Here is a 20,366-nt window from a genome sequence, read left to right as displayed (position 1 = left end):
CAGGCACAGCCGCCCAGGCCTGTCTCCTCATTGGAAGCATCAATGAACAACACGCTGGATGTCATATTTCTGGGCCACGACGACGCCAGGCATGCCGGACTCATCGAAGCCCTTTCGCACCTGGGTTTCAATGTGCGCCGCTGCCATGACCTGGCCGACGTCTACGACAGATACTCGCGCCGCCCCTGCCCGCTGGTGGTGCTGAAAGCGCCCCTGCCCGACATCCACAATGCCGCCGTCCGGCTGCGCGCCGTGGACCGAGGCCTGGGCATTGTCGCCATTGCCGCATTCGCCGATGCCGAAAGCCGCATCCGTACGCTGCTCTGCGGCGCGGATGCCTGCCTGCCGCCGGACGTATCCGGGCTGGAGCTGGCGGCGGCGCTGCAGGCGCTGGTGCGCCGCGCCGTGGGCCTGGACGGCGCGGACGCCGCATCCGACGGACACACGCTGGATGAATCCATGCACGACACCTGGCGCCTTGCGAACAAGGGCTGGACCCTGATCAGCCCCACGGGCCGCACGCTGGGGCTGACCACCGGCGAGCGCGACTTCCTGTCACGGCTGGTCAACGCGCCCGACCGCAAGGTCAGCCGCGACGCCTTCTACGCGGACGGCGCGGACGAGGCCGACAGCGGCATCTCGCGACGCCGCTTCGTGGACGTCATGATCAGCCGCTTGCGGCGCAAGGCGACGGCCAACGAGATGACGCTGCCGATCCGCGCCGTGCATGGCTGGGGCTACATGTTCGCAGCGGACATCACGCTGGACCTGGAATTTCGGGTATCTGGGGAAGAAAGCCGCCTGGAGGCCCAGGGCGACTGGCGCCGAGAAACGGCGGACGCGAACGCGTCCATCTGAGGTCCGGCCCGCAACGGGCCAGGACGAAAAAAACGCGGCGCTGCCTCGAAAGGTAAGACGCCGCGCTAAAACAACACGTGAGCCTGGAGTCATCAGCCGGCACTGATGCCTACTACCTGGATCACGCGATTCCAACATTCGTGCCTCATACTGCTCACGTACGGTCAGACCGTGAACCTGGGCGGGGTCTCTAGTCCCTGCACAGGCTGCAACGTGATCAACGCCAGGCGATTCGTCCGTTTGCTAAAACAGCGGCCGTCCCGCCCTTATCAGCGGCGTTCCTCATGGATAGCCGCTTGATGCACGAAGTTTAGGACCTCGGGCAGGTTTGCAGTAATTCTTTGTTGATAGCCTTCCATACATATCTGGTATAGCGCGGCACGCCCCCTACAATGCCGCCAAAGGACTTGGGATCCGTTCCCGCCAAAGCCATGCCCACACTACCCGTTCCCCTCAAGCACCGCTTGCGCAAGCTGCTGGCGCTGTTTCCGCCCAACTGGTGCCTGGCCATCCTGGTGGCGCTGGACGGGTACGCCTTCATGCATCCGGTGCTGCGCGAGGTGCGGGCGCGCGAATACGGATTCTGGCTCGCCATCGACAACTGGCATGAGGTCATGCGCGTGGTGGGCCTGCTGGAGATACCGCGCCTGGTGTTAGGCGTGGGGCTGCAGGTCATCGCGCTGGGACTGATCCTCAAGGCGCGCATCGCCTGGGCGTTCTCGCTGGTGCTGCTGATCGGCGTGGGCACCTTCGCCATCATGGGAGACAGCGGCCGCGCCGGCCTGGGCATCTATACGCTGGTCCTGGTCATCGCGCTGATCGCCTACTGGCGCCGTTTCGACCGCGCCAGCGTGACCGCCGGCTCGCTGTTCGCCCTGGTCAGCATGCTGTCGCTGCTGATCTACGCGGTCTTCGGCACGCTCTATCTGGGCAACGAATTCAATCCGCCCATCACGGACGCCACCACCGCGCTCTACTTCTCCATCGTATCCATGTCCACGGTCGGTTATGGCGACATCACGCCGCACACCGGAACCGCGCGGCTGTTCACCGCGTCGATTATCATCCTGGGCATCACCATCTTCGCCACCTCCATCAGCGCGATCGCCGGGCCGGTGATCGGCGGCAATCTGAAACGGCTGGTCAAAGGCAGGTTCTCCACCGCCATGCGCAAAAATCACATCATCATCGCGGGCGCGACGCCCCTGGCCATGAGCGTTTACGACGGCCTGCGGCGCCGCGGCGACGAAGTCACCGTCATCGTGCCTCCTGGCGTGCCACAGGAATATCCGGCGGCCACGGACCTGATCGAAGGCGACCCGTCCAGCGTGGATGTGCTGCACAACGCGGGCGTGACCCGCGCGCGCTACGTGCTGGCGCTGCGCGACGACGACGCCGAGAACGCCTTCATCGTGCTGGCCGCGAAGGAAGCTTGCGGCGAAAACGGCGCCAAGACGGTCGCGCTGGTCAACACCAGCAAGCACCTGGAGAAGATCCGCCGGGTGAATCCCGACCTGGTGTTCTCCGTGCAACTGCTGGGCGCCGAGCTGCTGGCCCGCGCCATCAACGGCGAGCCCATGGACAGCCAGAGCATCACCGACCTGTTCTTCGCCAAGGCCGCCCCCAACGGCAAAGCCGCCTGAAGACTACGCGTCGCCGGGCGGTTCATGCCCGGCGTACCAGCGCACGAACTCGGCCGACGGCATCGGCCGCGCAAACAGATAGCCCTGGATGAACGCCACGCCGCGCGCCTTCAGATAGTCGAACTGATATGGCGTTTCCACGCCTTCCGCCACGACCGACAGCCCCAGACGGTGCGCCAGCGTGATGATGGCGTCCAGCACTGGCGCTTCCTCGCCCGCGGGCCCGATGGCCTGCACGAAGCCCTGGTCGACTTTCAGGTAGTCCACCGGAAATTTCTGCAGGTACGACAACGAACAGTGGCCGGTGCCGAAGTCGTCGATCGCCACGCGCAGGCCCTGGGCGCGCAAGGCATCGATGTTGCGCCGTGCCTGCCCGTTGTCCATGATCAGGCTGCGCTCGGTGATCTCCAGCACCACCAGCGGATGCCGCGCCGCGATCTTGGCCGCGAAGGCCTGGACGTCAGGCAGCAGTTCCACGCTGGATAAGTGTTCGGCCGCGATGTTCACGCCGATGTGGAAATCCGGCGGCGTGGGCCAGGTCCGCATGTCACGTTCGATCAGCGTGAGCAGATGCTGGGTCAGCGGAATGATCATGCCTTCGGCCTCGGCCTCGGCGATGAAGACGTCCGGGCGCACCGGCCCGATGCCCGGCCTCTCCCAGCGCATCAGCGCCTCCACGCCCTCGCAGCGGCCCGTGGCCTGCCCGTACACGGGCTGGTAGTGCACCAGGAACTCGCCAGCCCGCATGGCGCGGCGCAGGCGTTCCTTGAACGAACGCCTGCTGACCTGCAGCCGGTGCGTGGCCACGGCCAGGCCCAGCCCGAGCAGCAGCGCCACCGGAAGATACGTCGCCATGGACCGCGACCACGCGCGCACCAGGGTCTCGGGCGGCGCCAGGACGTTGACTCTCAGGCCCGTCGCGGTGGCATCGTCCTCGTCGCGCAGCGGCACCGCGCGCGCCGCCGCGCCGCCCCAGGAATCGCTGCGTATCGGCGCGCCGTTCCTGCCGACGACCAATTCCAGCTGCAGGTCGTCCATGGTGGCCACGGCATTCACCAGGTCCTGCACGTAGCGGCCATCCACCACCACGATGCCGCCATGGCCGTCGGCGCCGGACTTGCCTATGAGGATGGCCGGCCGCTCCGGCGCCAAGGGCGTGCCGGCCACCGAGATCTGCCAGTGGTCCGACACGATGTTGATTTTCCACTTGCTGAAATCGTCGAGCGAGGCGTCCACGGCGCCTACCGCCGATGAGCAGTAGACGCGCTGGTTGCGCACCAGGACCAGGGAACGAAAATACGGATTCAAGGTGCCCCAGCGCTGCAGCATGGGCAGCACCTCGTCACAAGGCTTGCCCGCCTGTTCCGCCACCCGCCCCAGCATGTCCTGGGATTGGATGAGGATGCTCTCGGCCTGGGCGCGCACGATGCGCGCGGCGGTCTCGCCTTCGAGCCGCTGTGCGTTGTGCGCTTGCAGCCATGTCCAGCCAACACAGGCCAGGATGGGAAGCACCAAAGCCAGGGCCACTGGCAGATAACGCCAGGACGGTGTGTCGCCAGTCACTCCCGATGTCGCCATGTCACCTCGCCGCGTAGGTCGTGCATGGCCGCCGCGCGACCAACTCTGGATAGGACACCAAGCCGGGCGCAGCGTCAAGGAACTCCGGGGCCCTCCGTCACGCAGGGCTCTGGCGCAGAAGCTCGCAGATCAGCGCCACATGCGCCTGCCGCCGCTCGGGCAGGTCGATGCGCTCGTCAGGTCCCATCAGCGCAGACATGACCAGGGTATGAACGATGGGCGACAGCAGCAGCCAGGGATGCTTGAGCGCGACGCAATCGGCGCACAGGCCGCGATCGCGCGCGCGCTCCAGCAGCCGCGCGATGTCGGTTTGATGCGCCTGCGCGGTCTCCTGCCGCCAGCGCGCGGCCAGGTGGGGCACGCGCCCGCTTTCGGCCAGCAGCAGCCGCATGGTGCTGATCATGGCCGCGTTTCCGAGGCTGACGTAGAGATGATTGACGATGCGTTCGGCCAGATGGCGCGGCGACTGGGCGCCATCCACCACCGCCTCGATGTCGAGCCGCGAGGGGCTGAGGTGGCGCGTCAGCAGGGCTTCGAAGACCGCTTCCTTGCTGTCGAAATGCGCATAGAGCCCACCCTTGGACAGGCCAGCCCGCAGCGCGATGTCATCCATCCTGGCGCCGGCATAGCCCGCCTGCGAGAACTCCTGGAGCGCGGCATCGAGAATCTGCCCGATCCGCACCACCGGAGGAAGACGACGGCGCTGCATGACCATCCTTCTGCTCCCTGTATATGTGCAATTCATTAAAAACCGACCAGTCAGTCGCTACTTTGATTCTGATCAAGGAATGCGTAGCCGCCGCACTGCACAATATCTGCAAGCATGAACCCGGTATCGGGTCCGCCCCGAAGGCGGCGTCACAAGCCTGCCCTGGGACGCGCCCGGCCCCCGCGCTGGAGAGACCCCGCATGACACTCCGCCCGTTTCCGGCCACGATCGCCACGCGCCTCGTTCCCGCAGCCCTGCTGACGCTGCTGGCCAGCGGTTGCGTGTCCATGGCGCCCGAATACGAACGCCCCGCGCTGCCCGTGCCTGCCGCCTATACAGCCCCAGGGCCCGAAGCGACCGCGGCCCACGCCGCAGCCGCCGCCGAAATCGGCTGGCGGACCTACTTCCCCGATCCAGCGCTGCAGACGCTGATATCCACCGCTCTGGACAACAACCGCGACCTGCGCCGCGCCCTGCTGCGCGTGGAAGAAGCGCGCGCGTTGTATGGCATCCAGCGCGCCGACCAGTTCCCCACCATAGGCGTGCAAGCGGACGGCTCCCGCGCCCGTGTACCGGGCGACCTGAACCTCACGGGACAGCCGCTGGTCTCCAGCCAATACCAGGTGGGCCTGGGCATGGCCAGCTGGGAGCTGGACTTCTGGGGCCGCGTGCGCAGCCTGAAGGACGCCGCCTTGCAGAATTACCTGGCCTCGGATGCGGCCGCGCGGGCCGCGACGCTGAGCCTGGTCGCCGAAGTGGCGGACAGCTACCTGTCCTTGCGCGAACTGGACGAGCGCCTGGCGCTGACCCGCGAGACCATCGCCTCGCGCGAAGAGTCGCTGCGCATCTTCCGCCGCCGCTTCGAGGAAGGCGCGATCTCCAAACTGGACCTGACCCAGGTCGAAACGCTGTGGCAGCAGGCCAAGGCGCTGGGCGCGGACCTGGAACAGACCCGCGCCGCCCAGGCCAGCGCGCTGGAGCTGCTGGCGGGCGCGCCGCTGAACCTGCCCAAGCTGCCCACGCGCCTGGACGACAACGCCGTCATGCGCGAGTTGCCGGCGGGCCTGCCCTCGGACCTGCTGGTCAACCGCCCCGACATCGTCGCCGCCGAACATCAGCTCCAGGCCGCCAACGCCAACATCGGCGCGGCCCGCGCCGCCTTCCTGCCGACCATCACCCTGACCGGCGCGTTCGGCACCGCCAGCAGCGAGTTGGACGGCCTGTTCTCGGGCGGCAGCCGCGCCTGGAACTTCGCGCCCAGCATCAGCCTGCCGATCTTCGACGGCGGCCGGCGCTCGGCCAACCTGGACCTGACCGAAGCGCGCCGCGACCAGGCCGTGGCCGCCTACGAACAGACCATACAAACCGCCTTCAAGGACGTGTCCGACGCGCTGTCCGCGCGCTATTGGCTGGCGGAACAGGTGGACGTGCTGCGCGCCACCGTGGCGGCGCAGAACGAACGCGCCCGCCTCGCCCAACTGCGCTACGACCATGGCGCCTCGCCCTATCTGGAGGTGCTGGACGCGCAGCGCGATCTGCTGGCGGCCCAGCAGAAGCTCGCGCAGACGCGCCGCGCCCTGCTGTCCAGCCGCGTGCGGCTGTATGCGGCGCTGGGCGGCGGCACGCAAGCGCCGCCCGCGGCGCAGACCGCCTCCGCGCCAACCGCCAGCCCCCCTATAAACCAATAATCAAGGATCCCCGATGCGCCTGCCCACCCGAAAACTGGTCCCTGTCCTGATCGCCCTGGCGGTTGCCGCCGGCGGCTACTACGGCTGGCGGTTGCTGTCCGACAGCGGCCCGGGCGAGGGATTCATCAGCGGCAACGGCCGCATCGAAGCCACCGAAATCGACGTGGCTGCCAAGCTGGCCGGCCGGGTGCAGGAAGTGCTGGCGGTCGAAGGCGATTTCGTCACCGCGGGCCAGCCGCTGGCGCGCATGCAGATCGACACTTTGCAGGCGCAGCGCGAGGAAGCGCGCGCCCAGCATCAGCAGGCCGTCAACGGCGCGGCCAGCGCCAGCGCGCAGGTCGCGCAACGCGAGAGCGACAAGCTGGCTGCAGAGGCCGTGGTGGTGCAACGCGAAAGCGAGCTGGACGCCGCGCGCCGCCGCCTGGCCCGCTCTGAGACGCTGTCCAAGGAAGGCGCCTCGTCCATCCAGGAACTGGACGACGACCGCGCCCGCGTGCGCAGCGCACAGGCCTCGGTGCATGCCGCGCGTGCGCAGGTGAAGGCCGCGCAGGCCGCCATCGACGCCGCGCGCGCCGCCGAGGTCGGCGCGCAATCCGCCGTCACCGCCGCACAGGCCACCATCGCCCGCATCGAGGCCGACATCGCCGACAGCGAGCTGCGCGCCCCGCGCGACGGCCGTGTGCAGTACCGCGTGGCACAGCCTGGCGAAGTGCTGGGCGCGGGCGGCAAGGTGCTGAACATGGTGGACCTGGCCGATGTCTACATGACGTTCTTCCTGCCCGAGCAGGCGGCCGGCCGCGTGGCGCTGGGTCAGGACGTACGCATCATCCTCGACGCCGCGCCGCAATACGTCATCCCCGCCAAGGTCTCCTTCGTGGCCAGCACCGCGCAGTTCACGCCCAAGACGGTGGAGACCGCCAGCGAACGGCAGAAGCTGATGTTCCGCGTCAAGGCCCAGATCAGCCCCGAGCTGCTGCAGCGGCACTTGAAGCAGGTCAAGACGGGCCTGCCGGGCGTGGCCTGGCTGAAGCTCGATGCCGACGCGCAATGGCCCGCCAATCTTGAAGTCAAGGTGCCCTGATGACCTCCCCGGACACCGCGCCCGTGGTGACGCTGTCCGGCGTCAGCCTGCGCTACGGCAAGACGGTGGCGCTGGACGGCATCACCCTGGACATTCCCGCCGGCCGCATGGTCGGGCTGATCGGCCCGGACGGCGTCGGCAAGTCCAGCCTGCTGGCCCTGATCGCGGGTTCGCGCGCGGTGCAGGAAGGCAAGGTGGACGTGCTGGATGGCGACATGGCCAGCCGCCGGCACCGCGACGACGTGTGCCCGCGCATCGCCTATATGCCGCAGGGCCTGGGCAAGAATCTCTATCCCACCCTGTCGGTCGAAGAGAACCTGCAGTTCTTCGGCCGCCTGTTCGGCCATGACGAAGCCGAGCGCCGCCGCCGCATCGACAGCCTGACGCGCAGCACCGGCATGTCGGCCTTCCTGTCGCGCCCGGCCGGCAAGCTGTCCGGCGGCATGAAGCAGAAGCTGGGTCTGTGCTGCGCCCTGATCCACGACCCCGACCTGCTGATCCTGGACGAGCCCACCACCGGCGTGGATCCGCTGGCGCGCGCGCAGTTCTGGGACCTGATCAACGAGATCCGCCGCGAGCGCAGCGGCATGAGCGTGATCGTGGCCACGGCCTACATGGACGAGGCGCAGCGCTTCGACTGGCTGATCGCCATGGACGAAGGCCGTGTGCTGGCCACCGGCACGCCCGCCGAACTGCAGCAGCGCACCGGCGCGGACTCGCTGGAAGCCGCCTTCATCTCCTTGCTGCCGGAAGAAAAGAAGCGCGGCCACAAGCCGGTGGAGATCGTGCCGCTGGCCATCGACCAAGACGCCGAGATCGCCATCGAGGCGCGCGACCTGACCATGCGCTTCGGCGATTTCGTCGCCGTGGACCACGTGAACTTCCGCATCCGCAAGGGCGAGATCTTCGGTTTCCTGGGTTCCAACGGCTGCGGCAAGTCCACCACCATGAAAATGCTGACCGGCCTGCTGCCGGCAAGCGAAGGACAGGCCTGGCTGTTCGGCGCCGAGGTCGATCCGCGCAACATCGATACCCGCCGCCGCGTGGGCTACATGTCGCAGGCGTTCTCGCTGTATGGCGAACTGACCGTAATGCAGAACCTGGTGCTGCACGCGCGCCTGTTCCACGTTCCGGAGGCCGAGATTCCGGCGCGCGTGGACGAGATGGTGCGGCGCTTCGACCTGGGCGAAGTGCTGGACACCTTGCCCGAGAATCTGCCCATGGGCGTGCGCCAGCGCCTGTCGCTGGCGGTGGCCATGGTGCACAAGCCCGAACTGCTGATCCTGGATGAACCGACCTCGGGCGTGGACCCCGTCGCGCGAGACAACTTCTGGCGCCTGCTGATCGCGCTGGCGCGCCAGGACCAGGTCACCATCTTCATTTCCACGCACTTCATGAATGAGGCCCAGCGCTGCGACCGCATGTCGCTGATGCATGCGGGCAAGGTGCTGGTCAGCGCGTCGCCCGACGAGATCACGCGCATGCGCGGCGCGCAGACGCTGGAGGAAGCCTTCATCGCCTACCTGATCGACGCGGGCGCCGGCACCAAACCAGAAGACGCTGACGCGCAAGCCGCTCCCCCCTTGGCGTCCGCCTCCGCCGAAACGCCGGAACACCGCGGCTTCAGCCTGCAGCGCATGCTGAGCTACATGTGGCGCGAATCGCTGGAACTGCGCCGCGACCCGGTGCGCGCCACGCTGGCCCTGGCCGGTTCGCTCTTGCTGATGTTCGTGATGGGCTTTGGCATCAGCATGGACGTGGAGGACCTGCGCTATGCGGTCATGGACCGCGACCAGACCGGCCTGAGCCACAACTACAGTCTGAACCTGGCGGGCTCGCGCTACTTCATCGAACATCCGCCCATTTCCAGCTACGAGGAGATGGACGCGCGCATGCGCAGCGGCGAGCTGTCGCTGGCCATCGAGATACCGCAAGGCTTTGCGCGCGACGCGGAGCGCGGCAACGGCGCGCAGATCGGCGTCTGGATCGACGGCGCCATGCCGCAGCGCGCCGAGACCATCCGCGGCTATGTGCTGGGCATGCACCAGGGCTGGCTGATGCAGCAGGCGCGCGAACGCCTGGGCTCGGACGCGACCCTGCCGGTCAGCATAGAGACGCGCTTCCGCTACAACCCGGATGTGCGCAGCCTCCCCGCCATGGTGCCCGCCGTGATCCCGCTGCTGCTCCTGATGATGCCGGCGATGCTGACGGCGCTGGCGGTGGTGCGCGAAAAGGAGCTGGGTTCCATCATCAATCTGTACGTCACGCCCGTGACACGGCTGGAATTCCTGCTGGGCAAGCAGGCGCCCTACGTGGCGCTGGCCATGCTGAATTTCCTGCTGATGACGCTGCTGGCCGTGACGCTGTTCGGCGTGCCCATCACCGGCAGCTTCCTGACCCTGCTTGCCGCCGCGCTGATCTACAACGTGGTGGCCACCGCCATCGGCCTGTTGGCCTCCACGTTCACCCGCAGCCAGATCGCGGCGCTGTTCTTCACCATGATAGGCACCCTGGTGCCCGCGGTGCAGTTCGCCGGCCTGCTCAACCCGGTGTCGTCGCTGGAAGGCGCCGGCCGCCTGATCGGACAGGTCTACCCCGCCACGCACATGCTGACCATCAGCCGCGGCGTCTTCAGCAAGGCCCTGGACTTCTCCAACCTGCAAGGCTCGTTCTGGCCGCTGCTGATCGCCATTCCCGTCATCCTGGGCGCCTCGGCGCTGCTGCTGAAGAAACAGGAGACCTGAGATGCGGCACCTGGCCAATATCTACCGCCTGGGCGTGAAGGAGCTGTGGAGCCTGGCGCGCGACCCGATGATGCTGATCCTGATCCTCGTGTCGTTCACGCTGATGATCTACACCGCCGCCACGGCCGTGCCGGAAACCTTGCACAACGCTCCCATCGCCGTGGTCGACGAGGACGTCTCGCCCCTGTCCGCGCGCATCACGTCGGCCTTCTATCCCCCGCACTTCACACCGCCGGAAGTAACGACTTCGGCCGAGGCCGATGCCGGCATGGACGCGGGGCGCTACACCTTCTCGGTCAACATTCCGCCCAATTTCCAGCGCGACGTGCTGGCTGGCCGGCCCGCTGAAATCCAGCTCAACGTGGACGCGACCCGCATGAGCCAGGCGTTCACGGGCAGCAGCTACATCCAGCAGATCATCAGCGACGAGATCAACGAGTTCGTCAAACGCTACCGCGCGCCCACCGAACTGCCGGTGGAGCTGGCGGTGCGCATGCGCTTCAACCCCAATCTGACCCAGGCCTGGTTCGGCGCGCTGATGGAGATCATCAACAACGTCACCATGCTGTCCATCATCCTGACCGGCGCCGCGCTGATCCGCGAACGCGAGCACGGCACCATCGAGCACCTGCTGGTCATGCCGGTGACGCCGACCGAGATCATGGTCGCGAAGGTCTGGTCGATGGGGCTGGTGGTGTTGGCATCTGCTGGGCTATCGTTGACTTTCGTGGTACGCGGCTTGCTGCAAGTGCCGATCGAAGGATCGGTGGCGCTGTTCCTGGTCGGGGCGGCGCTGCACCTGTTCGCGACGACCTCTATGGGCATATTCATGGCCACGCTTGCGCGCAGCATGCCGCAGTTCGGCATGTTGCTTGTACTAGTGCTGCTGCCCCTGCAAATGCTGTCGGGCGGCACCACGCCGCGCGAAAGCATGCCGCAGTTCGTGCAGGACATCATGCTGGCCGCTCCCACCACCCACTTCGTGGAACTCGGCCAGGCCATTCTCTACCGCGGCGCGGGCTTGAGCGTCGTGTGGCAACCCTTCCTGGCGCTGGCGCTCATAGGCTCGGTCCTGTTCGCGTTCTCGCTGGCGCGCTTTCGCAAGACCCTCAGCCAGATGGCTTGAGGCCTGTGTGTTCGTTACCCCTTACCACTCTCTTAAAAGGACGGATGATGAAGAAAACCACTGCCTCCACGCCTCAGGGCCTTGCCAGCGCCAATGCCGCCTATTGCCAGCGCATGGCGCAGCTTGCGCAGGAAAGCCAGCAGCGCTGGGTTGAACTGGGCCGCCGCCTGGCCGGCGGCAACGCGGAACAATACCTGGCCGCACTGGCGCCCTTGCAACAATCCGGCAACTGGCAAGAGATCGCGCCCGCGCTGGGCGAAATGACGCGCAAGCAATGGCAAAGCCAGCTTGAAGCCAGCCAGGCCATCACCCACGCGCTGCTCGAAGAACAGGCCACCCTGGCCGCCGGCATGAGCGAAGCAATGCGAGGCTGGCTGAAGCAGGCCACCGGCGGCGCCATGGGCATCGAAGACACCCCCATGGCGCAGATCTGGAAGACGCTGTCGAACCAGATGGCGTCGGCGTGCTCGGCCATGCGCGACGCAAGCCAACCGGGATCCCATCATGACGGCTGAACGCACTGCGCTCGTCACAGGCGGGGCCGGCTGCCTCGGGCAAGCCATCGCGCGCGCCCTGCACGATGCCGGCCACCAGGTCATCATCACCTACCACTCCAGCGAAGACGCCGCGCGGGCGTGGGTGGACGCGGAGGCGGCCCAGGGCCGCCGCTACGCCATGTACAGGGTGGACGTGGCCGATTACGACTCGTGCCAGGCGCTGGCGCGGCGCCTGGAGGAAGACGGCCGCCAGATCGACATCCTGATCAACAACGCCGGCCTTACCCGCGATGCCAGCCTGCGCAAGATGAGTCACGAAAACTGGACGGACGTGCTGCGCGGCAACCTGGACTCCATGTTCAACATGACGCAGCCGCTATGCGGCGCCATGGCCGACCGGGGCTGGGGCCGCATCGTCAACATCTCGTCCGTCAACGGCAGCAAGGGGTCGTTTGGCCAGACCAACTATGCGGCCTCCAAGGCCGGCATCCACGGCTTCACCAAATCCCTGGCGCTGGAGCTGGCCAGGAAAGGCGTGACGGTGAACACCGTATCGCCGGGCTACCTGGCGACGCGCATGGTGGAGGCCGTGCCCGAAGAGGTGTTGAAGGAGAAGATCCTGCCGCAGATCCCGCTGGGCCGGCTCGGCCGCCCGGAAGAGATCGGCGCGCTGGTCGCCTTCATCTGCAGCGATGCCGCGGCGTTCATGACCGGTAGCAATGTCGCCATGAACGGCGGCCAGCACATGTGTTGATGCGGCTACGGGCCGCCGCGGCTCATTCCCGCGGCGCGCCCAGTTCTTCCAGCAGGAAGTCGACGAAGGCGCGCACCTTGGCCACCATGTGGCGGCGCGAGGGATACACCGCATACACGTAGGTCTCGTCGGGTTTCCAATCCTGCAGCACCGCCTGCAGCGCGCCGCTGTCCAGGTCCTGCTGCACGTACACGCGCGGCACCAGGCTGACGCCAAAACCGGCGCGCAGCGCATCGCGCACCGCCAGGCTGGAACTCACCCTGTAGCGGCCCCGCACCGGGACGCGTTCGGTCTCCCCCGCGCGCTTGAAGGTCCATTCGTCCGAGTGGCCAGACAAGGTGAACTGCACGCGTTCCATGTTGCGCAGCGCCAGCGGCGAGGCCGGCACGCCATGGCGCTCGAAGTAGGCCGGCGCGCCGCAGAGCACGTGGTCCAGCGTCATCAGCTTGCGCGCCACCAGGCTGGAATCCTCCAGCCGGTCGGTGCCGCGGATGGCCAGGTCGTAGCCTTCCTTGACGATGTCGATGCGGCGGTCCTCCAGGTTGAGGTCCAGCGATACCTGCGGATAGCGCTCCAGGAAGCGCGGCATGGCGGCGGACAGCCGGACCAGGCTCAGCGACATGGGCGCGCTGACCCGCAAGGTGCCCGACGGCGCCTGCTGCAAGGGCCCCAGCGATTGCTCGGCTTCGCTCAGGTCGTCCAGGATGCGCGCCACCTGTTCGTAGTAGCGCGCGCCGGCTTCGGTCAGGCTCATGCGGCGGGTGGTGCGGTTGAGCAGGCGCGCCGCCAGGTGGGTTTCCAGTTCGGCGATGTTCTTGCTGACCGCGGCGGGCGACAGGCCCATCTGCCGCGACGCGGCTGCGAAGCCGCCCCGCTCCACCACTTGCCTGAACACCCTCAGCGCCGTCAGATGATCCATATATTATTCACTATTGGTGAATTATATTGCCATTGAATTGGATATTATCGCCAAACAAGGATTCAATTAGCCTGTGGACATGGAGACGGCGCGCATCTGGCGAGCCGGCAATCTCAGCAAATCCCAAGGATGGCAGCCATGAACCACGCCCTGACCGACGCAATCGCGCAACGCGTTTCCGCCAACTTCTTCGATCCCGCCCGCGACGTGGACGACGACATCATCCGTACCCTGGTCTCCTGGGCCACCCGCGCGCCCACCGCCTTCAATCTGCAGAACTGGCGCTTCATCGCCGTGCGCAGCCAGGAGGGCAAGCGCCGGCTGCGCGAGTTGGCGTGGAACCAGCCCAAGGTGAGCGAATCGGCGGTGACCTTCATCGTGCTGGGCGTGCTGCCCCAGGCCGCCTGGATGGCCGACCGCCTGCAACCGTCCGTGGACGCGGGCTTCATGCCCGCGGCCATGGTGCCATCCTGGGAAGCCGCGGCCAGCCGCCTCTATGCCGACTCGCCGCAGACGCAGCGCGACGAGGCCGTGCGCAGCGCCACCTTCGGCGCCTCCACCCTGATGCTGGCAGGACAGGCCCAAGGCCTGGCCGCCAGCCCGATGACCGGCTTTGACGCCGCCGGCGTGGCCCAGGCCTTCGGCTTGCGCCAGGAGGAGGTGCCGGTCATGCTGGTCGCCATGGGCTACGCGCAGGAAGGCAATTGGCCGCAGAAGCCGCGCCGCCCCGTCCACGACGTGCTTGAACTTGCCTGAGCTAGCCGGAGCATGACCATGAACCGCGGTTCCGATCTGCTGTTGACTGCCCTGGCGCCCGCCATCTGGGGCAGCACCTACGTCGTCACCACCCTGATGCTGCCGCAGGACTATCCGCTGACGGTCGCCATGCTGCGCGCGCTGCCGGCCGGCTTCCTGCTGCTGCTGATCGTGCGCCAACTGCCGCAAGGCATCTGGTGGCTGCGCGCCTTCATCCTGGGCGCACTGAACTTTTCCGTTTTCTGGGCTCTGCTGTTCGTGGCGGCCTACCGCCTGCCGGGCGGCGTGGCCGCCACGCTGGGCGCGGTCCAGCCGCTGGTGGTGATCCTGCTGGCGCGCAGCCTCCTGGGCACACCCGTGCGCGGCCTGTCGGTGCTGGCGGCGCTGGGCGGCCTGGGCGGAGTGGCGCTGCTGGTGCTGACGCCCAAGGCCGCGCTGGACCCGGTAGGCATTGCGGCCGGGCTGATCAGCGCCGCGTCGATGGCCCTGGGCACGGTGCTCAGCCGCCGCTGGCAGCCGCCTGTATCGGCGCTCACCTTCACATCGTGGCAGCTGACGGCGGGCGGCATCCTGCTGGCGCCGCTGGCCTTCGCCGCCGAGCCCGCCCTGCCGCCGCTCACGGCGCTTAACGTGGCCGGCATCGCCTACCTGGGTTTGATTGGCGCGGCGCTGACCTATGTGCTCTGGTTCCGGGGCGTAGCGCGGCTGGAGCCCGCGGTGGTCTCCTCGCTCGGCTTTCTCAGCCCCATTACCGCCGTGCTGCTGGGCTGGGGCATGCTGGGCCAGCAGCTGAGCGCCGCGCAGATCGCCGGCATGGTGATCGTGGTCGCCAGCGTGTGGCTGAGCCAGCGCGCCCAGCGTCCGGCCGCCGTCACGCCTGCCCCGCGTCCGCTGTAACGGCACTGGCGCCGCCGCAAATAGTTGTGGCGGCGCCGTCCTGGCCGGCGCATGATCGTTGCTCCATCCCGAGGAAGGAGCCGCATCATGAGCAGCAAACCCAGCATCATTCTTGTGCACGGTTTCTGGGGCGGCGCCGCCCACTGGAGCCGCGTCATCCTGGAACTGGCGCGCAAGGGCTATCAAGACCTGCACGCCGTCGACATGCCGCTGGCCTCCCTGGCCGGCGACGCCGAACGCACGCGCAAAATGATCGCGCAGCAGAAGGGCCCCGTGCTGCTGGTGGGCCATTCGTACGGCGGCGCGGTCATTACCGAAGCCGGCAACCAGCCCAACGTGGCCGGCCTGGTGTACATCGCCGCCTTCGCCCCGGACGCGGGAGAAAGCCCGGGCGGCATCACACAAGAAATGCTGCCCGCGGCCGCGCCCAACCTGGCGCCCGACAGCGACGGCTACCTCTGGCTGCGCGCCGACAAGTTCCATGAGAGCTTCTGCCAGGACCTGTCCGCCGACGAGGGCCTGGTCATGGCCGTCACGCAAAAGGCGCCCCTGGCCAGCGCCTTCGGCGAAACGGTGTCCGTCCCCGCATGGCGCAGCAAGCCGTCCTGGTACCAGATATCCAGCCAGGACCGGATGATCGCCCCCGAAAACCAGACGCGCATGGCCGCGCGCCTGAACACCCGCAAGACCATCACGCTGGACGCCAGCCACGCATCGCTTGCGTCGCGCGCCGCCGAGGTGGCCGGCCTGATCGACGAAGCGGCGCGCGGCTGCGCATCCTAGGCGCCGGCCTGGCGGGCTGCGCACTCAAAAACCAGCGTATCAGGGGACGCACCCGCCTTTTCTGTGCTGCTTTTTTTGTAACTTCATCGTCTTCGCAAGACTTGCAGCACAGATGTTTTCCCTATGGAAAGCCCATTTTCTTCCGGCAATCCATCCAAACTGATCCGCTTTTTTATTCATGCTCTGAATCTGTACTGATCCAGGCTGCGGCTCTAACTTCACGGTGTAGGTCAAACACCCGTCAGCGCACGCCGTCTTGTGGCGGTTGAGGCGCGCTGGCGAAGAAGTCAGGAATACCGCCATGGATAGCGACGCGCTATTGCTTGCCCGAATACAGTTCGGCTTCACCATCTCGTTTCACATCATCTTCCCCGCCATCACCATCGGCCTGGCCAGCTATCTCGCCGTGCTGGAAGGCCTGTGGCTGCGCACGCGCAACACCGTCTACCGCGACCTCTACCATTTCTGGACCAAGATCTTTGCCGTCAACTTCGGGATGGGTGTGGTGTCCGGCCTCGTGATGGCGTATCAGTTCGGCACCAACTGGAGCTTCTTCTCGGATTTCGCCGGCAGCGTGACCGGGCCCTTGCTGGCCTATGAAGTGCTGACCGCCTTCTTCCTGGAAGCCGGCTTCCTGGGCGTGATGCTGTTCGGCTGGTCGCGCGTCGGGCCGGGCCTGCATTTCTTCTCGACCGTGATGGTGGCGCTGGGCACGCTGGTGTCGGCCACCTGGATCCTGGCCTCCAACAGCTGGATGCAGACGCCCGCCGGCTATGAAATCCTGGACGGTCGCGTGGTGCCCACGGACTGGCTGGCCGTGATCTTCAATCCGTCCTTCCCCTACCGCCTGGCGCACATGGGCATCGCCGCGTTCCTGGCGACCGCGCTGATGGTGGGCGCATCCGGCGCCTGGCACATGTTGCGCGGCGACCGCAGCCCCGCCGTGAAGAAGATGTTCGCGATGGCCATGGGCATGCTGCTGCTGGTGGCCCCGCTGCAAGCCGTGGTGGGCGACTTCCATGGCCTGAACACGCTCAAGCACCAGCCCGCCAAGATCGCGGCCATCGAAGGCCATTGGGAAAACGAGCCTGGCGCTGGCGTGCCGCTGACACTGTTCGGCATCCCCGACATGGAGCGCGAGGAAACGCGCTACGCGGTCAACATTCCGCGCCTGGGCAGCCTGATCCTCACGCATAGCTGGGACGGCCAGTTCCCGGGTCTGAAGTCCTATCCGCCCGAAGACCGTCCCAACGCCACGGCCGTGTTCTGGTCGTTCCGCGTGATGGCGGGCCTGGGCATGCTGATGATCGCGCTCGCCCTCTGGGCCGCGTGGTCGCGCTGGCGTGGCCGGCTGTACGAATCGCGCTGGTTGCACCGGTTTGCGCTGTGGATGGGACCTTCCGGGCTGATCGCCATCCTGGCCGGCTGGTACGTGACGGAAATCGGCCGCCAGCCCTGGGTGGTGTACGGCGTCATGCGCACCGCCGACGCGGCCACGCCGCACGGACTGGGCGAACTGACGCTGACGCTGGCGCTGTTCGTGGTGGTGTACCTGCTGGTGTTCGGCGCCGGCGTCTCGTACATGCTGCGCCTGATCCGCATGGGCCCCAGCCCCGCCCCCGGCCACGCGCCGCTGTCGGGCGGCCCGGGAGAACCGCGCCAGCCCTCGCGGCCGCTGTCGGCCGCCTCCACCCTGGCGGGCATCGAGCCCGCGCAACGCAAGCATTCGGGAGTCTGAGGCCATGGGCATCGACCTTGCACTGGTATGGGCCGTCATCATCCTGTTCGGGGTGATGATGTACGTGATCATGGATGGCTTCGATCTGGGCATCGGCATCCTCTTTCCGCTGATCTCCGATCGCGAGGAACGCGACGTCATGGTCAACACCGTGGCGCCCGTGTGGGACGGCAACGAGACCTGGCTGGTACTGGGCGGCGCCGGCCTGATGGCCGCGTTCCCGCTGGCCTACTCGGTGATCCTGAGCGCGCTGCACCTGCCGCTGGTATTCATGCTGCTGGGCCTGATCTTCCGCGGCGTGGCGTTCGAATTCCGCTTCAAGGCGGACGAGCATCACCGCCCGCTGTGGGACCGCGCCTTTGTGCTCGGTTCCGTGTGCGCCACGTTCTTCCAGGGCGTGACGCTGGGCGCCTACATCGAAGGCATCCCGGTCGTGGACCGCGCCTATCAAGGCGGCGCCTGGGACTGGATCAGCCCGTTCTCGCTCTTCACCGGGGCGGGGCTGGTGGTGGCTTACGCGCTGCTCGGCTGCACCTGGCTCATCATGAAGACCGAAGGCCGCCTGCACCGCCACATGTGCGACATCGCCCGTCCGCTCACGCTGCTGCTGCTGGCCGTGATCGCGGCGCTCAGCGTCTGGACGCCGCTGGCGCAGCCGCAGATCGCGCAGCGCTGGTTCAGCCTGCCCAACATGTTCTGGTTCCTGCCCGTGCCGCTGCTGGTCGCCGTGACCGGCTTCGATCTCATCCGCCGCGTCAAGGGCATGCCCAACGCCGGCCCCTTCGTGCTGTCGCTGGCGCTGCTGTTCCTGGGGTACAGCGGCCTGGGCATCAGCATCTGGCCCGCCATCATCCCGCCTGACGTGTCCATCTGGACCGCATCCGCGCCGCCGCAAAGCCTGGGCTTCGCGCTGGTGGGAGCGCTGGCGATCATTCCGATTATCCTCATGTACACCGCCTGGTCGTACTACGTGTTCCGGGGCAAGGTGCGCCTTGGCGAGGAGTTCCACTGATGAACGGCTCCCAATCCTCCCTGCCCTCATGGCGCAGCCGCCTGCTCTGGCTGGCGATGATCTGGGCATGCAGTGTCGCGGCCCTGGGCGTGGCGGCCTATGCGCTGCGCCTGGTGATGAGATCCATCGGCATGTCGACCTGAACCCGCTCCAAACAAACGGACCCGCCCATGAAGCGCTATGAACGGCTGACAGAAGAAATCACCGCCTCGATCCGATCGGGCCTGCTGCAGGCGGGCGACCGCCTGCCCTCGGTGCGGCAGACCAGCGCCAGCCGCGGGGTCAGCCCGTCGACGGTGTTCAAGGCCTACTACCTGCTGGAAGCCCGCGGCCTGATCCGGGCGCGCGACCGCTCCGGCTATTACGTGCTGCGCGCGCCGCACGCCACGCTACCGGAGCTGGACGGATTGTCCAGCGCCAGCGCCGGACGCCATCCGGTGGACGTCAGCGACAACGTGCTGCAGGTGCTCAACGCCACCCTGCGCCGCGACATGCTGCCCTTCGGCTCGGCCTTTCCCAACCCGTCGCTGCTGCCCTACGGACGCCTGGCGAAGTTCATGGCAGCCACGGTGCAGCGCCTGGACCCCTGGGGCTCGATCGACGACCTCAGTCCGGGCGACGCGGCGCTGCGCCGCGCCATCGCGCTGCGCTACCTGGCCGACGGCATGTCGGTGCCGGTGGACGACATCATCATCACCAACGGCGCGCTGGACGCGCTGAACCTGAGCCTGGCGGCGGTCACCGAGCCCGGCGACGCGGTCATCGTGGAATCCCCCACCTTCTACGCCGCGCTGCAATCGCTGGAGCGCAACCACCTGCACGCCATCGAAGTGGCCACGCATCCGCGCGAAGGCATAGACCTGCGGGCGCTGGAGCAGGCCATCCTGCGCCACCGCCCCAAAGCCTGCTGGCTCATGACCACCTTCCAGAACCCGCTGGGCAGCCTGATGCCCGACGACAAGAAGGAAGCGCTGGTGCGGTTGCTTGCGAGCCACGACGTGGCGTTGATCGAAGACGACGTCTACGGCGAGCTGTACTTCGGCGAGCAGCGTCCGCGCCCCGCCAAGGCCTACGATCGCGATGGCATCGTCATGCACTGCTCTTCGTTCTCCAAGACCCTGGCGCCGGGCTACCGCGTGGGCTGGGTGGCCGCCGGCCGCTACACGCGGCGCATCATGCGCAACAAGCTCACCACCAGCCTGGCCACCGCCGCGCCTACGCAGGCGGCCATCGCAGCCTATCTGGAAAAAGGCGGCTTCGACCGCCACCTGCGGCAATTCCGCCAGGCGCTGGCCCAGCAGCAAGGGGAACTGCTGCAAGCCATCGCCCGCTACTTCCCCAAGGGCACGCGCGCCACGCGACCGCTGGGCGGCTACTTCGTGTGGGTGGAGCTGCCGGCCCATATCGACACGCTCAAGGTGCACCGCGCCGCGCTGGGACACGGCATCAGCATCGCCCCGGGTCCGCTGTTTTCAGCGTCAGGCGCCTTCGGCAACTTCCTGAGGCTGAACGGCGGCCATCCCTGGAATCCCGAAATGGAGCAAGGCATGGCGACGCTGGGCAAGCTGCTGGCGGGCGGCTGA

The 20,366-nt window shown here is 67.2% G+C and carries 18 protein-coding genes; 15 read left to right on the top strand and 3 right to left on the bottom strand.

The window, feature by feature from the left end:
- Positions 1-42 precede the first annotated feature (42 nt).
- Both AC1RHV_RS17170 and kch read left to right on the top strand, forming a co-directional pair.
- Complete coding sequence (locus AC1RHV_RS17170; RefSeq protein ID WP_054452009.1) at positions 43-858, top strand: response regulator transcription factor; 816 nt, start codon at positions 43-45, stop codon at positions 856-858.
- A gap of 431 nt (positions 859-1,289) precedes the next feature.
- Complete coding sequence (kch, locus tag AC1RHV_RS17165) at positions 1,290-2,501, top strand: voltage-gated potassium channel protein (protein ID WP_054452010.1); 1,212 nt, start codon at positions 1,290-1,292, stop codon at positions 2,499-2,501.
- A 3-nt stretch (positions 2,502-2,504) separates the two neighbouring features.
- Here the strand turns inward: kch and AC1RHV_RS17160 are convergent, their stop codons facing one another.
- Both AC1RHV_RS17160 and AC1RHV_RS17155 read right to left on the bottom strand, forming a co-directional pair.
- Positions 2,505-4,079, bottom strand: coding sequence for an EAL domain-containing protein (locus tag AC1RHV_RS17160; protein WP_125470123.1), 1,575 nt, complete (start codon positions 4,077-4,079; stop codon positions 2,505-2,507).
- 97 nt (positions 4,080-4,176) lie between these two features.
- Positions 4,177-4,794, bottom strand: a complete 618-nt coding sequence (locus AC1RHV_RS17155) for a TetR/AcrR family transcriptional regulator (RefSeq protein WP_054452012.1) — start codon at positions 4,792-4,794, stop codon at positions 4,177-4,179.
- 194 nt (positions 4,795-4,988) lie between these two features.
- On the opposite strand from AC1RHV_RS17155, the gene AC1RHV_RS17150 reads away from it, so the two are divergent.
- From AC1RHV_RS17150 to phbB, 6 genes are read left to right on the top strand one after another with little or no spacing between them, the layout of a single operon-like run.
- Positions 4,989-6,476, top strand: coding sequence for an efflux transporter outer membrane subunit (locus AC1RHV_RS17150; RefSeq protein ID WP_492301459.1), 1,488 nt, complete (start codon positions 4,989-4,991; stop codon positions 6,474-6,476).
- A 13-nt stretch (positions 6,477-6,489) separates the two neighbouring features.
- Positions 6,490-7,557 carry an HlyD family secretion protein gene (locus AC1RHV_RS17145; RefSeq protein WP_192352778.1) on the top strand — a complete coding sequence of 356 codons (1,068 nt, stop codon included), beginning with the start codon at positions 6,490-6,492 and terminating at the stop codon, positions 7,555-7,557.
- Positions 7,557-10,301, top strand: a complete 2,745-nt coding sequence (rbbA, locus tag AC1RHV_RS17140) for a ribosome-associated ATPase/putative transporter RbbA (RefSeq protein WP_192353906.1) — start codon at positions 7,557-7,559, stop codon at positions 10,299-10,301. Before AC1RHV_RS17145 ends, rbbA begins: the two co-directional genes overlap by 1 nt.
- Position 10,302: 1 nt before the next feature.
- Positions 10,303-11,427 carry an ABC transporter permease gene (locus AC1RHV_RS17135; protein ID WP_059371289.1) on the top strand — a complete coding sequence of 375 codons (1,125 nt, stop codon included), beginning with the start codon at positions 10,303-10,305 and terminating at the stop codon, positions 11,425-11,427.
- Positions 11,428-11,474: 47 nt separating this feature from the next.
- Positions 11,475-11,942 carry a hypothetical protein gene (locus AC1RHV_RS17130; RefSeq protein ID WP_082400836.1) on the top strand — a complete coding sequence of 156 codons (468 nt, stop codon included), beginning with the start codon at positions 11,475-11,477 and terminating at the stop codon, positions 11,940-11,942.
- Positions 11,932-12,678: an acetoacetyl-CoA reductase gene (gene phbB / locus AC1RHV_RS17125; protein WP_054452018.1), complete on the top strand. Its 747-nt coding sequence runs from the start codon at positions 11,932-11,934 to the stop codon at positions 12,676-12,678. Before AC1RHV_RS17130 ends, phbB begins: the two co-directional genes overlap by 11 nt.
- A gap of 22 nt (positions 12,679-12,700) precedes the next feature.
- Here phbB and AC1RHV_RS17120 read toward each other — a convergent pair whose 3' ends face one another.
- Positions 12,701-13,597, bottom strand: a complete 897-nt coding sequence (locus tag AC1RHV_RS17120; protein ID WP_054452019.1) for a LysR family transcriptional regulator — start codon at positions 13,595-13,597, stop codon at positions 12,701-12,703.
- A gap of 138 nt (positions 13,598-13,735) precedes the next feature.
- On the opposite strand from AC1RHV_RS17120, the gene AC1RHV_RS17115 reads away from it, so the two are divergent.
- The 7 genes from AC1RHV_RS17115 (at position 13,736) to AC1RHV_RS17085 (ending at position 20,366) form a co-directional block, all read left to right on the top strand.
- A complete protein-coding gene (locus tag AC1RHV_RS17115) occupies positions 13,736-14,353 on the top strand; it encodes a nitroreductase family protein (RefSeq protein ID WP_175180579.1) in 618 nt (205 codons plus the stop codon).
- 18 nt (positions 14,354-14,371) lie between these two features.
- A complete protein-coding gene (locus tag AC1RHV_RS17110) occupies positions 14,372-15,250 on the top strand; it encodes an EamA family transporter (RefSeq protein ID WP_175161304.1) in 879 nt (292 codons plus the stop codon).
- Between the two features lie 87 nt (positions 15,251-15,337).
- Complete coding sequence (locus AC1RHV_RS17105) at positions 15,338-16,033, top strand: alpha/beta hydrolase (protein ID WP_492301455.1); 696 nt, start codon at positions 15,338-15,340, stop codon at positions 16,031-16,033.
- A gap of 301 nt (positions 16,034-16,334) precedes the next feature.
- Positions 16,335-17,771, top strand: coding sequence for a cytochrome ubiquinol oxidase subunit I (locus tag AC1RHV_RS17100; RefSeq protein ID WP_054452023.1), 1,437 nt, complete (start codon positions 16,335-16,337; stop codon positions 17,769-17,771).
- 4 nt (positions 17,772-17,775) lie between these two features.
- On the top strand, positions 17,776-18,783 hold the full coding sequence (gene cydB / locus AC1RHV_RS17095) for a cytochrome d ubiquinol oxidase subunit II (RefSeq protein ID WP_125470129.1): 1,008 nt from the start codon (positions 17,776-17,778) through the stop codon (positions 18,781-18,783).
- A complete protein-coding gene (locus AC1RHV_RS17090; RefSeq protein WP_082400805.1) occupies positions 18,783-18,926 on the top strand; it encodes a DUF2474 domain-containing protein in 144 nt (47 codons plus the stop codon). The genes cydB and AC1RHV_RS17090 overlap by 1 nt, the downstream gene beginning before the upstream one ends.
- 27 nt (positions 18,927-18,953) lie before the next feature.
- A complete protein-coding gene (locus AC1RHV_RS17085; RefSeq protein ID WP_054452025.1) occupies positions 18,954-20,366 on the top strand; it encodes an aminotransferase-like domain-containing protein in 1,413 nt (470 codons plus the stop codon).

This window comes from Achromobacter sp. GW823-FHT04E03, from assembly GCF_058796095.1.
The sequence above is the reverse complement of the archived record's forward strand: the minus strand, read 5'-3'. Positions and strand labels throughout refer to the sequence as shown.

Coding starts and splice junctions, on each gene's coding strand:
- AC1RHV_RS17170 (WP_054452009.1), top strand. CDS start 43: ATGAACAACACGCTGGATGTCATATTTCTGGGCCACGACGACGCCAGG.
- kch (WP_054452010.1), top strand. CDS start 1,290: ATGCCCACACTACCCGTTCCCCTCAAGCACCGCTTGCGCAAGCTGCTG.
- AC1RHV_RS17160 (WP_125470123.1), bottom strand. CDS start 4,079: ATGGCGACATCGGGAGTGACTGGCGACACACCGTCCTGGCGTTATCTG.
- AC1RHV_RS17155 (WP_054452012.1), bottom strand. CDS start 4,794: ATGGTCATGCAGCGCCGTCGTCTTCCTCCGGTGGTGCGGATCGGGCAG.
- AC1RHV_RS17150 (WP_492301459.1), top strand. CDS start 4,989: ATGACACTCCGCCCGTTTCCGGCCACGATCGCCACGCGCCTCGTTCCC.
- AC1RHV_RS17145 (WP_192352778.1), top strand. CDS start 6,490: ATGCGCCTGCCCACCCGAAAACTGGTCCCTGTCCTGATCGCCCTGGCG.
- rbbA (WP_192353906.1), top strand. CDS start 7,557: ATGACCTCCCCGGACACCGCGCCCGTGGTGACGCTGTCCGGCGTCAGC.
- AC1RHV_RS17135 (WP_059371289.1), top strand. CDS start 10,303: ATGCGGCACCTGGCCAATATCTACCGCCTGGGCGTGAAGGAGCTGTGG.
- AC1RHV_RS17130 (WP_082400836.1), top strand. CDS start 11,475: ATGAAGAAAACCACTGCCTCCACGCCTCAGGGCCTTGCCAGCGCCAAT.
- phbB (WP_054452018.1), top strand. CDS start 11,932: ATGACGGCTGAACGCACTGCGCTCGTCACAGGCGGGGCCGGCTGCCTC.
- AC1RHV_RS17120 (WP_054452019.1), bottom strand. CDS start 13,597: ATGGATCATCTGACGGCGCTGAGGGTGTTCAGGCAAGTGGTGGAGCGG.
- AC1RHV_RS17115 (WP_175180579.1), top strand. CDS start 13,736: ATGAACCACGCCCTGACCGACGCAATCGCGCAACGCGTTTCCGCCAAC.
- AC1RHV_RS17110 (WP_175161304.1), top strand. CDS start 14,372: ATGAACCGCGGTTCCGATCTGCTGTTGACTGCCCTGGCGCCCGCCATC.
- AC1RHV_RS17105 (WP_492301455.1), top strand. CDS start 15,338: ATGAGCAGCAAACCCAGCATCATTCTTGTGCACGGTTTCTGGGGCGGC.
- AC1RHV_RS17100 (WP_054452023.1), top strand. CDS start 16,335: ATGGATAGCGACGCGCTATTGCTTGCCCGAATACAGTTCGGCTTCACC.
- cydB (WP_125470129.1), top strand. CDS start 17,776: ATGGGCATCGACCTTGCACTGGTATGGGCCGTCATCATCCTGTTCGGG.
- AC1RHV_RS17090 (WP_082400805.1), top strand. CDS start 18,783: ATGAACGGCTCCCAATCCTCCCTGCCCTCATGGCGCAGCCGCCTGCTC.
- AC1RHV_RS17085 (WP_054452025.1), top strand. CDS start 18,954: ATGAAGCGCTATGAACGGCTGACAGAAGAAATCACCGCCTCGATCCGA.